This is a genomic window from Sorangium sp. So ce726, from assembly GCF_051521405.1.
Taxonomy (GTDB): Bacteria; Myxococcota_A; Polyangia; order Polyangiales; family Polyangiaceae; genus Sorangium.
Window position 1 is genome coordinate 6,182,637 of the sequence record NZ_CP150349.1, and the last position, 12,702, is coordinate 6,195,338.

The 12,702-nt window shown below is 70.2% G+C and carries 10 protein-coding genes; 7 read left to right on the plus strand and 3 right to left on the minus strand.

The window, feature by feature from the left end:
- Nucleotides 1-11 precede the first annotated feature (11 nt).
- The 4 genes from WME79_RS23040 to WME79_RS23055 are packed head-to-tail and all read left to right on the plus strand — an operon-like array spanning nucleotide 12 to nucleotide 4,844.
- Nucleotides 12-1,148: a DUF2169 family type VI secretion system accessory protein gene (locus WME79_RS23040; protein WP_437539000.1), complete on the plus strand. Its 1,137-nt coding sequence runs from the start codon at nucleotides 12-14 to the stop codon at nucleotides 1,146-1,148.
- 1 nt (nucleotide 1,149) lies between these two features.
- Nucleotides 1,150-2,229: a hypothetical protein gene (locus WME79_RS23045; RefSeq protein ID WP_437539002.1), complete on the plus strand. Its 1,080-nt coding sequence runs from the start codon at nucleotides 1,150-1,152 to the stop codon at nucleotides 2,227-2,229.
- 15 nt (nucleotides 2,230-2,244) lie between these two features.
- Nucleotides 2,245-3,825 carry a PAAR-like domain-containing protein gene (locus tag WME79_RS23050; protein ID WP_437539917.1) on the plus strand — a complete coding sequence of 527 codons (1,581 nt, stop codon included), beginning with the start codon at nucleotides 2,245-2,247 and terminating at the stop codon, nucleotides 3,823-3,825.
- An 11-nt stretch (nucleotides 3,826-3,836) separates the two neighbouring features.
- On the plus strand, nucleotides 3,837-4,844 hold the full coding sequence (locus tag WME79_RS23055) for a hypothetical protein (protein WP_437539004.1): 1,008 nt from the start codon (nucleotides 3,837-3,839) through the stop codon (nucleotides 4,842-4,844).
- Between the two features lie 75 nt (nucleotides 4,845-4,919).
- Here WME79_RS23055 and WME79_RS23060 read toward each other — a convergent pair whose 3' ends face one another.
- The 3 genes from WME79_RS23060 to WME79_RS23070 form a co-directional block, all read right to left on the minus strand.
- On the minus strand, nucleotides 4,920-6,155 hold the full coding sequence (locus WME79_RS23060; protein ID WP_437539006.1) for a TIGR02270 family protein: 1,236 nt from the start codon (nucleotides 6,153-6,155) through the stop codon (nucleotides 4,920-4,922).
- A gap of 205 nt (nucleotides 6,156-6,360) precedes the next feature.
- Complete coding sequence (locus WME79_RS23065; RefSeq protein WP_437539008.1) at nucleotides 6,361-8,508, minus strand: DUF2169 domain-containing protein; 2,148 nt, start codon at nucleotides 8,506-8,508, stop codon at nucleotides 6,361-6,363.
- A gap of 43 nt (nucleotides 8,509-8,551) precedes the next feature.
- Nucleotides 8,552-8,683 (minus strand): nitrogenase-stabilizing/protective protein NifW, encoded by a 132-nt coding sequence (locus WME79_RS23070; RefSeq protein ID WP_437539010.1) that lies wholly within the window; start codon nucleotides 8,681-8,683, stop codon nucleotides 8,552-8,554.
- A gap of 299 nt (nucleotides 8,684-8,982) precedes the next feature.
- On the opposite strand from WME79_RS23070, the gene WME79_RS23075 reads away from it, so the two are divergent.
- The 3 genes from WME79_RS23075 (at nucleotide 8,983) to WME79_RS23085 (ending at nucleotide 12,693) form a co-directional block, all read left to right on the plus strand.
- Entirely contained in the window at nucleotides 8,983-9,921 is a 939-nt protein-coding gene (locus WME79_RS23075) for a fibrinogen-like YCDxxxxGGGW domain-containing protein (protein ID WP_437539011.1), read from the plus strand.
- Nucleotides 9,922-10,094: 173 nt separating this feature from the next.
- Entirely contained in the window at nucleotides 10,095-11,471 is a 1,377-nt protein-coding gene (locus tag WME79_RS23080) for a DUF5939 domain-containing protein (protein WP_437539013.1), read from the plus strand.
- Between the two features lie 235 nt (nucleotides 11,472-11,706).
- On the plus strand, nucleotides 11,707-12,693 hold the full coding sequence (locus tag WME79_RS23085; protein WP_437539015.1) for a protoglobin domain-containing protein: 987 nt from the start codon (nucleotides 11,707-11,709) through the stop codon (nucleotides 12,691-12,693).
- Nucleotides 12,694-12,702 lie beyond the last annotated feature (9 nt).

Consider the following 12,702-nt stretch of genomic DNA (forward strand, 5'->3'; position numbering starts at 1 on the left):
GTGCTCGACCGATGGAAGTCATCAACGCCACCAACCTCGACATGAACGCCACGGAGTCGATCGACAAGAGCGGGCGGCCGTGGCTCGTGGTCGTCGCGAAGGCCACCTACCGCATCCCCACCCACCCCGCGGCGACGCCCGAGCTCTCCGACAGGCCGCGTGGGCTCCTGTACAAGGACGTGTTCGAGGGAGAAGAGGGCCTGTCCACACCCCTGTTCGAGAACGACATGGTCCCGTTCAAGCCCGCGTGCGACGTCATCGTCAAGGGCTCCGCGCACGCGCCGCAGGGCAAACCGGTCACCGAGACGACCGCTGGCATCAAGGTCGGCCCCATCCAGAAGGCCGTCCGCGTGCTCGGGAACAGGACCTGGGTCAAGCGCTTGAGCGGGTACGAGCCGAGCAAGCCTGCGCCGTTCGCCGCGGTGCCGATCACGTACAGCCGCGCCTTCGGCGGCGCGTTCGACCACCGGGCGATAGGCTCCGACGACCCCGCCGATTTCCTGGCACATCCAGCGAACCTGATCGGGTGCGGGTACGCGCGCGGCAAGTTCCTGAAGCTCCTCGAGGGTCGGCCCGTCCCCAACCTCGAGGCCCCCGGCACCCCCGTCTCGGATCCCGAGAGGCTCTACGCGCCCATGTCGCTCGGTCCGATCGCGCGCAACTGGGCGCCCAGGCTGGCGCTGGCCGGCACGTACGATCAGGCGTGGCGGGACGAGATCTTCCCCCTGCCCCCGCCCGATTTCGACGAGCGTTATCACCAGTGCGCGCCCGCCGATCAGCAGATGCCTTATCCGAAGGGCGGTGAGGAGGTCACCCTGCTGAACCTGCTCTCCGCCAGCGGCGTCGCGAGCTTCCGGCTCCCAGATCTCGATCTGCCCCTGGTCGCGCTGTCGAGGCGCCACGGCCACGCCGTGCTCGCGCCGGTCGTCGACACCCTCGCCATCGACGCGGACACCGCCACGTTCGACCTCGTCTGGCGCGCCCGCCTGCCCCTCGCGCGGAGCATCGACGAGATCCACACGGTCGCGGCCGGCAGCGTCTGCAAGCGCTGGTGGAAGAGCCGGGTCTTCGGCACGGAGGATTGCGGCTGCGGCGGGGTCGAGACCGGAGACGAAGACCTGGCCCCGGTCACGAAGGCGCTGGACTGAGATGGCCAGAAAGCCGCCCATCTCCGTCGTCTCCTCGGGCGTCGTATGCAGCGTCGGCCTCTCGACGGCCGCTGCCTGCGCCGCGATCCGCGCCTCGATCGACAGCTTCGCAGAGACGCAGTTCATCGACCGTCTCGGCGAGCCGATCCTCGGCGCGGTGATACCAGCCGGGGCGCTGGAGCTGCCGGACGAGGCCGACGGCGCCACGCTGGGCGGAGACGGGAGGCTCGCGCGCATGTTCGCGCTGGCCGCCTCCGAGTGTCTCGAGCAGGTCGACGGTCTCGACGTCGCGCGGACGTGCCTCCTGATCCTGGGCCCGGAAGAGGGCCGTCCCGCTCCGCCAGAGGACATGCTGCGACGTCGCGTCGCCGCCCTCGAGAGCGCCTGCGGCAGGAAGCTCCACGCCGAGGCCCGCGCGATCCAGGGCGGCAGCCCCGGCCTGATCGAGGCGCTCACCCACGCTCGAGAGTTGCTGGCCTCCCCGTCGATCCACGGCGTCCTCGTCGCAGGCGCGGACAGCCTGCTCGACCCCGAGGAGATCAGCGAGGCGCTGAGCGACGAACGGCTGCTCACAGGCCGGAGCGCCGGGGGCTTCATTCCCGGGGAAGCCGCGGCCTGCGTGCTCGTCACGCGCAGCGGCGAGCGAGACGCGCGGGACGTCCAACGCGCGCCGGCGCTCTCGATCGCAGGCCTCGGCATGGCAAACGAGCCGCAGACGCTGCAAGCCAGGCAGCGCAGCCGCGGCGTCGGCCTGTCCAGGGCCATCCGGCAGGCCCTGGAGGAGGCCGGCGTCCCCGCCGACGCGGTTCACGCCCGCTACGCCGACATCTCCGGGGAGCCCTATTTCTTCGAGGAGGCCAGCTACGCATGGACGCGCGTGCTGCGCAGTCCATCGCCGCCTGGACACAAGCTCTTCACGCCCGTCACGCGGGTGGGGCACGTCGGCGCGGCCATGGCGCCGCTCCTCCTCGCGATCGCGCTCGACGACGCTCGCAAGGGCCGGGCGGCCGGCCCGAACACGCTCGTGCACCTCTCCAGCAGCGCCACGCCGCGTGGAGCGCTGCTGCTCGTCGCGTCATGAGAACGGGTGAATCCGATGGCCCACCACGTCTACGCAAACGGCAACGAGATCTGCTCCAGGAGCGCCGATGGAACATCGGTGATGGCCACCGACGTCTGCTTCTCCCCCGGCGCGCCGATGCCCGGCGTGCCCGTGCCTTACATGAACATGTGCAAGGCCCCGGATATCACCAACGGGTCGAAGACGGTGTTCATCAAGGGGGAGGAGATCTGCCTCGAGGACAAGAGCTACTTCGCGACGAGCTACGGAGATGAGCCGGCCACGCAGGCCATGAAGAAAGGCACGGTCTCCGGCGCCGTGCAGGGCAAGTGCTACTTCGTCTCCTGGTCCCCCAACGTGTTCGTCGAGGGGCTCGCCGTGACCCGGCACATGGACATGGTGACGCACAACCATTCCAACCCCGCCAACACGCCGCCGGTCTATTACATCTCCCGCGCTGCGCCGCCCGGCGCCTGCAAGAAGGACGTCGAGCGCATGGAGAAGCGCTGCAAGCCCGACGACGACAAGCGGAAGAAGCGCAAGGGCATCCCGGCGGACAGGCAGGGCGGCAACCATGGCTCGTGGGTGCTCGACCACTGCGGGCCGCTCTTCGTCAAGCCCGGCGTCGACTTCGACAGCTGGCTGAAGGACTTCGGCGACATCAACTCGGTCATCAGCCAGGCGACCGCCACCCTCCAGAGCGAGGTCATCGCCAAGCTGGAGAAAGAGATCGCCGAGTTCGCCGTGAAGAAGGCGGTCGCGTTCGCCGCGCGCCGCGGCCTCACCGGCTGGATCCCCGTCGTCGGATGGGTCATCACCGCGGTGGACGTGGTCAGCACGGGCATCGAGCTGGCGGAGAAGATCCCTCAGATGAGGGACGAGCTCGACGAGCTGAAGAAGATGGCCTCGTCGCTGGACGAGGGCGCCCGGAAGATCACCAGCACCTTCGACAGGTTCAAGGACAAGATAAAGAACTTCGACAAGCTGTCACCGGAGGAGCAGAAGAAGGTCGCCAGCGAGGTCATGGCCGACGTGCAGAGCGCCTATGCGGCGGCGAGCCCGTGCCTCCGGGCGCGCAAGTGTCTCCTGGTCCCCTACAAGGAGACCGACAGCCAGGCGGACACCTGGGCCGGAAAGGGATGTTGCCCCGGTCAGACAGGGCACCACCTGCTACCGGACGCGATGTTCCGCAACCCCGAGAAGACGGCGGCGTACCGCGATGCCTGGAACAAGGACCCCGCGACGAAGGGGAAGACGATCCCGCGCGACAACCTGCCGAAGGAAGAGTGCTGGCAGGGCTACACCGAGAAGGGCGCCCCGACGATCTGCATGGAGGGCACCAACAACACGCAGGGGAGCCACGGGCTGTTCCACAAGTATACAGAATTGAAAATGAAGCCGCACCTGAACAGCCGCACGATGAGCTACAAGGAAGCGCGCGATCTGATGGTGAACGAGGTCGCCCGGCTCTATGGGTGCGACGCCGACTGCCTCAAGGCGCAGCTTGACGCCTATTACCAGGGCGCCCATAACTGCGGCCCGCTGGCGGGCGCGAAGGTCGTGCCTCACTCCGGGATGGCCGGCGGCGGGCCCAGCGTCGAGCACGACGGAATGTAGTGGAGAGGCGGATGATCCTGGACCGAGAGCACTGGGAGAGGCACTGCGCAGGTTATACCGTGTATGACTGCGCGATCATGGACGCTGCGCGCACCTTCTACGTGATGGTCGAGAGCACGGACAGCCCCCACAGGGATCCTCTGCCGCGGACGCGCTTCCTGTTCGCGCGCGCCGACAGACCCCTGGATCAGAAGCGGTTCGTCCGCAGCGAGCTAGGCAACTTCGGCTTCACCGAGATCGCGTATGGCCCGTCGGCGATCGAGTTCGTGGCCGTCGACACGGGCAGGCAGGTCTTTTCCTACGATCGATCCCGCGCAGGTCAGGAGGCCGACATCCCGGGCGAGCTTCCTTCCACGACGCTCCTCGCCGCCACGAGCAAGATCGTGCGTGTCGGGCAATCCATGTACGCGGTGGGCTGGCCGCGCCGCGTGTACCTTCGCGCGGGCATCTCGTCCTGGGCGCCGCTGGACAACGGGATGCCTCTGCCGAAGAAGCTGAGCAGCAGCCACGAGGACGATCGGATCGAGGCGCAGACAAACTACACGTTCAACGATCTCGCCGGCTTCGCGGAGACGGACATGTACGTGGTGGGCGACGCCGGTGAGGTGTGGCGCTTCGACGGCGCGCGGTGGGGCCGGTGCGCGTTCCCCACGAACCACCGGCTGTGCACCGTCGCCTGCGGCGCCGATGGCAAGGTCTATGTGACCACCCAGACCGGTAGCGTCTGGGTCGGCCGCGGCGACGCCTGGAAGCTCCTGGTCGACGTCGAGCGCAGCGTGCCGTTCCGGGACAGCGCCTGGTTCGCAGGCAAGCTGTGGTGCGGCTCGGATTACGGTCTGTGGACGGTCGAGGGCGACGAGCTCACGACGGCAGATATTCCCGCGGAGGTCTTCCTGGCGTCGGGCCGTATCGACGTCTCCCCTGACGGCGGCCATCTGCTCACTGCCGGCGCGCACGGCGCCGCGCTGTTCGATGGAGCGCGCTGGGAGCTCCTCTTCAGCTCCCACGAGTTTGCCTGAAGCGCGGAGCCGGCGACCCTCTCGATCACAGCGAGCGGTATGGCGCGCTTCGGTGTCCACGCCAGGGCCGCTGTCTCATTTCAGCAGGGCGGCCTGCGCGTATCCGGGCGCGTGCACCGGGAACAGCCCGCCTGTCCTCGACGCCCGCAGGAGCTCCACTGCAGCGGAGGCCCGCCACGGCTGAGCGCCTGTGCGGAGACACGCCTCGACCCACGCGGCCGTGAGCGCGCGCCCGCCGAGGCGCCGCTCTCCTGGCGCATGTCCGGGCCGCGCCTGCTCCCAGTGCGCGCGGATCGCGGCGCAATCGGGCTCGGGCAGGTCCTCCCAGGGGCTCACGACGGCTCGGGCCACCACGTCATCGGGAGGCTCGATGTCGGGCGCGCGCACCGCGAGCGGCGGCTCCAGCCTGGCGCCGGTGACGGTCGCGTACACCCATGAGGCGCGGCGCGACAGCGCGGGCTCGCGCTCGATCACCTCGAGTATCCACGGAATGCACGCCGCATCGCCCCGAGCGGCCGCCCCCGCGAGCGCCGTCGACAGGCTCTCCGGGGCCGCGGCGAGCTCGGCGAGGCGGGCGGCCGCTTCCGCCGCGCCGACACAACGCACGGCGAGCTCACACGCGGCCGAGGCCGCGGGCTCGCGCCGGGCAGCAGCGGCTTCCCACAGCGAAGGCAAAGCGCCGGTATCGCCGAGGAGCACCGCGGCCCACGCGGCCCACGGCCACGCCTCGTCCTCGCCGGGCTGCGCCGCCGCGCACAGCTCCGGGAGCAGGTCGCGCCGCCCGAGCCGACCGGCAGCGCGAAAGGCTCGCGCGCGGAGCCCGGCATCCGGAGCACCCATGCTCCTGCGAAGCGCCGCGCCGGGATCCTGTCGGCGGGCAGCGTGCGCCGCGATGGCGAAGCCCTGGAACACCGGCGGACACTCGTTGGCGAGCAGCTCGTCAAGGACGTTGCTCGCGCGCAGGTCCGACAGCCACGCGAGCGCCGACACCACGGCGCGCTCAGCTCCCGATCGCTTCTCTGCGCCGACGAGGAGCCGGGCCAGCGCCATCGCGTTGCCCCGCTCTGCGGCGACGTGCACGGCGACGAAGAGCTCGGGGACGCCGCCGCGCGACGCTGCCTCCAGGCTCTTCTCGAGGCCGACATCACCGGCGATGGCGAGGCCCTCCAGGTTCGCCTGGAGCCTCCGGTCGATCTCCGCGAGCGCGTCCAGATCGAACAGCGGCGAGCGGCACGCCCGCTCCCGTCGCTCCCACAGGAAGGAGGCCTCATCGGCGTGCCTCTCAACGATCTGAACCAGGACCCTGTTCATCGCGCGCGCTCGGCTGCCGGTCGCGCCCACCGCGCAACGCGCGCGGCATTGTTGGCGCAGCGCGGGTCGCTGTCGAGCGGCGTCACGCACTTGGCACGAGCGCTCGACGCTCCGTGCCCGGTTCATGCACGCTCCTCACGACGACGATTGCGGTTCGGTGCGCGCCCGATCCAGGGCGGCTCGGTCGAGATCAACCGCGGCGGGCTCAGCTCGCCTCGCGCAGCGCATCGATGACCCTCCGCACCTGCTTTCCAAGCCGCACGTCCTTCACCAGGCGCTGGATCCATACGCGGTGAATATGCGGCCACGCGTCGGCCGGTAGGCCACGCTCGGCGAGCGCTCCCGCGATCTCGCTGCGCTCGGCGGCCTCCGCGAGGCGCGCGTAGTCGTCCGGCGCAATGGGGCCGCGCTCCGCTTCGAGCGCGCTCACATAGGCGTTGTCATAGATCGAGAGCAGCGTCTTCCTGCTGCGCGCGGCGTCACCGCGGATCAGGTCGAGCCAGTGCGCGTGGACGCGCTGCCAACGCGCCTCGTCGAGCTCCTCGGCGCGGAGCACGTCGCCGGCCGAGCCCGTGTCGCACGCGAGGCGCGCCGCGATCGCACCGCATCGCTCCGGCGGATACGATTCGAACGCGACCTCCGGCGCGGACTCGACGACCGGCGCCGGCGCATCCGTCGCATCGGCTTCCGTGGCCGGAGGCCGCTCGGTGACGGGCGCGGGCGCGTCGGAGGGTCCTGCGGAGAACGCCGCGATCGCGCCGAGCAGCGGCGGCGGCGCGGAGGGGCGAGGCGGCTCCGACGGCGGCACAAACAGCGGCGGCGGCGCGGAGGGGCGAGGTGGCTCCGACGGCGGCACCAACAGCGGCGGCGCGGAGGGGCGAGGCGGCTCCGACGGCGGTACAAACGGGAGCCCCGACGTGCTCGCTCGGGGCGGGGCGTCGCTCCGGGGCGCGTTATGCCCTTGCGCAGAGGCGAAGGGCAACGCGGCCGACGACGCGACGAGCCCCGGCGTCTCGGTCCTCGTGAGCGGGTGCTCGGCGCGCCCCAGCGTTTCGGTCCTCCCCGCGGGCGGGTATTCGGCGTGCCCTGGCGTCTCGGTCCTCCTCGCGAGTGGATGCTCGATGAGCCCCGGCGCCTCGGTCCTCGCGAGTGGATGCTCGATGAGCGACGGTGTGATTGTGCCCGAGCTCGTCTGGGTCGTGTGCTCTCTGGCGGGCGCCAGAGACGCCGATACGGCGCGGACCGACGCCAGCGGCGGGACGGAGCTCGGGGCCCGCGCCACGACGCCTGAGAACGGCAGCGCCGTCGACGAGGGCATCGCGGCCCCCACCGCGAGCGTGCCGTCGACGCCGAGCGCGTCGCGCGCCCGCCTGGAGGGCAGCGCCTCCGGCGCGCCGGGTCCTGTCACGACCACGCGACCACGGCTGTCTGCGCGCTCGAGCAGCACGTGCGCTCGCCACACGAGCATCGCGAGCCCGCGATCCGTATCGAGTTGCAGCGTGTCGCAGCGCAGCTGAAGCCGCCGCCGTCCGGATCCATGCTCGACCATCGCGGCCGGCGTGACAGGCGCGAGCCGCGTCGACAGGTGCGCGAAGCGCGGGTGCAGGTTCTCGAGGTAGATCACCTCCGCACCGAATGGCTCGGTGCATTGCTGGTCGGGCGGCGCGGCGTTGAAGTACCCGACGTCGATGTCCTCAGGAAGCGGCCATTCATGCCACCGCCGCGGGTTCCAGAAGGCGGCATGCCGGTGCAGGCAGGCCGCGCGCAGTGGCCACGCCGGCGCGATCGGGCCGAAGCCCACCGGCGAGACGATGTCACCCTGCGACGCGAGCCGGCGCCCGACAGGCCACAGGTTGGGCGCCGGCTCGCGGCCCGAGCGGTCAGCTCGCGCCGCGGCGCCGAATGGCCTGCCGGCTGGATTGCTCGTGTCCGGGCCGCCGGCCGCGCGCTCCCATGCGAGCGGCATGCGGGTGAAATGCGACGGCTCGCCGAGCCGCCCATCGTGGCCGCAGACCCGATCGCCCACCACCTGGATCGCTTTGTCGATGTCACCGACCGCGAGCCGCGCGACGAGCGACGGTACGGGCCGCCCCTCCGGCGCATACGCATGCCCGGAGACGAGCACCTCGGGCCGCGCCTTGAATGGCACCAGCTCCGACGCGAGCGCGAGGGCACCGCCCTCGCCGGTGTACACGTCGGCCTCGACCACGGGCTCCTGCGTGGCGGCGAGCGGCGACAGCTCGGGCCGCAGCTCGAACGTCGCCTTGCACACCACGGTGAGCGCGAAGCTGCCATGCCGCGGCTGCCACCCGATCTTCGACACAAGGAGGGCACAATCCGAGATCACATCCATGCCCGCACCTCACGTCCTGGCTGCACCTGCATGCGCTTCGGCGTCAAGCGCGACCGCGGGGCACGGCGTCTTTCAGCACCTTGAACAGACGCTCCTGGAGCGGCGAGCGCGACACGAAATCGTGATATTCCGCCGCGAGGCGCCCGCGGTATACGATCGCGGATCGTCGGCTCATTCCTTCTGCGACGCCGACGTCGTGGTCGAGCTCGATCCGGCCGACAGGCCCTCTGCAGCCACGGAAGCTCGCTCAGCAGCCCTCCTCGTGGTACGGCGCGCCGCGGACGCCTGATGTGCCTCGTCTTCCGAGAAACGCATCTTCTCCTGCGGCATCAAGAGAACGTGCTTGCATGAGGTGCTCGCGATCTTGCCGGGCGCCGGGGCGAACGTCCAGAGGCGCTGCGCCGTGTAGCTCTGGTTGCACGGGGACCGAGGGGGGGGTGACGGATGCTCATCGGCGTCGCATCGAGAGCCCATATGTCCTGTGCGGCAGCCGCGCTGCTGACCGCAGCGGCGTGCTCCTCCTCGCCGCGGAAGTTCGAGCCGATCTGCGTGCCCGGAACGGAGGAGCTCTGCTACAGCGGCCCGCCATCCACGGCCGCCGTGGGCGCCTGCAAGACCGGGCTCAAGACCTGCAACGACGACGGGATGGACTATGGGCCTTGTGAGGGGCAGGTCCGGCCCACGGACGAGCTGTGCGACACGCCCGCGGACGAGAACTGCGACGGCAAGGTCAACGAAGCGTGCGTCTACCCGAGCTGCGCCGCCGTCCCTGCCGGCTCGCCGAGCGGCGTGTACCTCTCAGATCCCGCCGCCGCCGGGGCGATCCAGCCGCCAGCGGTCTACTGCGACATGGAGACCGACGGCGGCGGTTGGACGCTCCTCTACAACAGCGTCGGCTCGGACACCGGTACCACGATGCCTTTCTGGGACATTCCGCTGCTCCAGCGGTTCGGCGGCAAGGGAGAGCCGTCGCTCAGCGCCAACGTCTATGCGGGGTGGCTCTATCTCCATGGGACCGAGTACCGCGACGAGGCGGAGGACCTGGATGGGAAGGTCGCCCCGCTGTTCCGCGCAACAACGACCGGGATCGTGCCAGAAACCATGCGCTTCACGTCCCCGGAGCTCGTGTCCGGCGATTCCGAGATCTATGCGGCGCAGTTCGCGGCCGGGTGGTCCTCTTCGGACTTCGATGGAGACACCTCGACGTCGAACTGCTCCGAGCAGTATTCGCACGTGACCCAGCATTACAGCGCCTGCTGGGTATACAACCTCGGCTCCGACGCGGACAACCCGCTGGACGACACCGGCTGGGGCCCCCATTTGCAATCAGCGGCCGCGCGGCGCCTCGGTCTCCACGCCGACGAGAGCGCATACACGCGCGTGAGGAGGATATCCCGCTGGGTCCGGTGGTGAACGCCAGCCGGGGACACCGCCGCTCGGCGGGGGACGGGCGGGCAGCCACCACAGCCTGCCTTTGACCCCGGACCGGCAGGGAGCACCCGTGGGAAGGTGGGGGGCGGCGCGGCCGGGCACGCACGTGGCGCTTCCCGCCGCCTGCGAGACATGCGCATGCTCGGGGAGCAGCCATGGATATCCACCGTCTGAAGAGCCTGTTCGAGCGGCTCAGGCAGCAGCACCCCGTGAACGCAGGCGAGATCGATGCGGTCGAGCGATGGCTCCACGACGCGCCGCTCATCCGTCGCTACCGTATCAACCCCCACGTGGTCGCGGCGGACACCGCGCTCGACGCGCACGCGGTCATCCGCGTCCTGCTGCACGGCACCCAGACTGGCCTCTTCGACATGCACTGGGACGTCCACTGCAGCCATTGCAACATGCTGGCCGAGGCGATCGACGACCTCGCCACGGCCGCCGCCGTCTCGTTCTGCCCGATGTGCGAGTACTCCTTCGACGTCGACATCGCGGCGCGCGTCGAGGTGACGTTCTCGCTCGGCCGGTCCATCGAGGACCTCGGCTTCCCCCCTACTTGCCAGCCGCCGTCGGCGCTCCACCCCCGCTACGGTCTGACCGCCGCGCTCGGCGAGACCGCAGCGGCGACCGAGGTGCTCACCCCGGGCCGCTACCGCTACTTCTGCCCCTTGACCCGCGCCAAGGGCATCCTTCGCGTCGAGGGTGAGCCCACAGACGAGGTGCAGGCTGTCGCGATCTCGCAGCTCGCGGGACCCCAGTATGACGTGACGGAGCTCGCGGTGCGGCCCGGCCCGCTCACGATCGCGCTCACCAACGTCGGCTGGCCGCAGTGCGGCTTCATCGTTCATCACGATGTCCTGAAGGACGAGCTCGATCCGGCCAGCCTGCCGCGGCGGCTCAGCGGGCTAGAGCTGCTCCACGTGCCGGAGTACCGGCGCTACTTCGGCGGCATGGTGCTGTCGGCGCGGGAGCGGCTGACGGTCCGATCGGTCCTCGTCGTCTTCACCGATCTGTGCGGTTCCACGCGGCTGTACGAGCGGATCGGCGACGCCCCCGCGTACAACCTGGTGCGCGATCACTTCGACGTCGTGATCGGCGCCGTCGAAGCTCAGGGCGGCGCGGTGGTCAAGACCATCGGCGATGCGGTCATGGCCACTTTCCTGGACGAGCGGTCCGCGGTGACGGCGCTGAGCGCAGCCATGCGCGGCATGCTCGGCCACAACGCCGGCCGACCCGAGGGCGAGCGCCTCGTGCTCCGGGCGGGCATGCACCGCGGCCCGGCGTTGCTCGTCAACCTGAACCAACGCCTCGACTACTTCGGCCGCACCGTGAACACGGCGGCGCGCCTGCTCGGCGTCTCCGCAGGCGGCGAGCTCACCGTCTCTGCGCCGCTCGCCGCCGACGCCGAGCTCGTCGGTCTGCTCACCGCCGAGGGCTGGGCGCCGCCGCGCGCCTCGCACGTCGACCTGAAGGGGATCGAGGGGACCCGCACCGTGCATTCGGCGGGTTTTCCCGGCATGGCTGCGCGCTGACGCGCGCGCCTCTCCGACGCACCGGACCCGCTCACCGTGCGCGGCCAGCGGCGCGCTCCGCGTCGTCCCACCGATCGCGTCAGCAAACCACGCACGCCTTGCGCGGCGTCGCAGATCTTGCACGTGATGAGGGCAGACCGCTCCGCCCGCCACTCGCCGCGAGCGAATACGACCGGGACATATCTGCCTTGGCCCGAAGCGTGCTATCGCCCTTTCGCCTCTTCAAAGACCCATCATGGCCCAAGACAGCATATGGCCGCGCCCGCTCGAGCGCGAAGTCGAGGATCGCCGCGCGTTCTTCCAGATCACCGACGAAGATCTCGCGCGCATCGCGGCGCTGCGGCCGCACGCCGAGAAGCGCACCGAGACGATCGTCGACGCGTTTTACGAGCTGTTGCTCGCCTTCGGGCCGACGCGCCAGCTCTTCCGCGACGGCGACTCCCTTCGCCGCGCGAAGCGCCTGCAACGCGAGTATTTCCTGGGACTCTTCACCGGCAAGCTGGACCGAGCCTATGTCGAGCACCGGCTGCACGTCGGCGCGGCGCACGCGCGCATCGGCGTCGAGCCCACGTGGTACCTAGGCGCGTATCGTCGGTACATGCACCTCTTGCTCGAGGCGTTCTCCGAGGACATCGGAGATCCTGCAGAGGTGGTACGCGCGTTCACGAGCGTCCAGAAGCTGGTCTATTTCGACGTCTCCCTGGCGCTCGACGCGTACTTCTCCACGACGTTCGACGTGTTAAGGCGCCATGAAGCGTCGATCCGCGCGATGTCCACGCCGATCATCCGCGTCCACGACGGCGTGCTGCTCCTGCCCCTGATCGGCGCCATCGACGATCAGCGCGCGCAGCAGATCATCGAGGCCGTGCTGCAGCGCGTGAGCGAGGAGCAAGCGCGGGTCCTCCTCCTCGACATCGCCGGCATCTCCACGGTGGACGCGCAGATCGCTCAACACCTGGTGAAGACCACAGCCGCTGTGCGGCTGCTCGGGGCGAGCGTGGTGCTCACAGGGGTCCGCCCCGGCCTGGCGAAGACCCTGGTCGAGATCGACGCGGACATGTCCGGAATGCACACGGTCGGAGAGCTGGCCGCAGGGATCGAGCTCGCGCTCGATATCGTGGGCAAGGCGATCATGCCCAGAGCGGAGCGACAGCGCACGGCGGAGCCCCCGGCGTGCGCCGCCGAGCGCCGCCCACGGCCCGCGTCCGGCGGCGCGCGGTGATCCCGCAAT

Bases quoted from the DNA above. Each gene is read 5' to 3' on its own strand.
- WME79_RS23040 (WP_437539000.1), top strand. From the start codon at position 12: ATGGAAGTCATCAACGCCACCAACCTCGACATGAACGCCACGGAGTCG.
- WME79_RS23045 (WP_437539002.1), top strand. From the start codon at position 1,150: ATGGCCAGAAAGCCGCCCATCTCCGTCGTCTCCTCGGGCGTCGTATGC.
- WME79_RS23050 (WP_437539917.1), top strand. From the start codon at position 2,245: ATGGCCCACCACGTCTACGCAAACGGCAACGAGATCTGCTCCAGGAGC.
- WME79_RS23055 (WP_437539004.1), top strand. From the start codon at position 3,837: ATGATCCTGGACCGAGAGCACTGGGAGAGGCACTGCGCAGGTTATACC.
- WME79_RS23060 (WP_437539006.1), bottom strand. From the start codon at position 6,155: ATGAACAGGGTCCTGGTTCAGATCGTTGAGAGGCACGCCGATGAGGCC.
- WME79_RS23065 (WP_437539008.1), bottom strand. From the start codon at position 8,508: ATGGATGTGATCTCGGATTGTGCCCTCCTTGTGTCGAAGATCGGGTGG.
- WME79_RS23070 (WP_437539010.1), bottom strand. From the start codon at position 8,683: ATGAGCCGACGATCCGCGATCGTATACCGCGGGCGCCTCGCGGCGGAA.
- WME79_RS23075 (WP_437539011.1), top strand. From the start codon at position 8,983: ATGTCCTGTGCGGCAGCCGCGCTGCTGACCGCAGCGGCGTGCTCCTCC.
- WME79_RS23080 (WP_437539013.1), top strand. From the start codon at position 10,095: ATGGATATCCACCGTCTGAAGAGCCTGTTCGAGCGGCTCAGGCAGCAG.
- WME79_RS23085 (WP_437539015.1), top strand. From the start codon at position 11,707: ATGGCCCAAGACAGCATATGGCCGCGCCCGCTCGAGCGCGAAGTCGAG.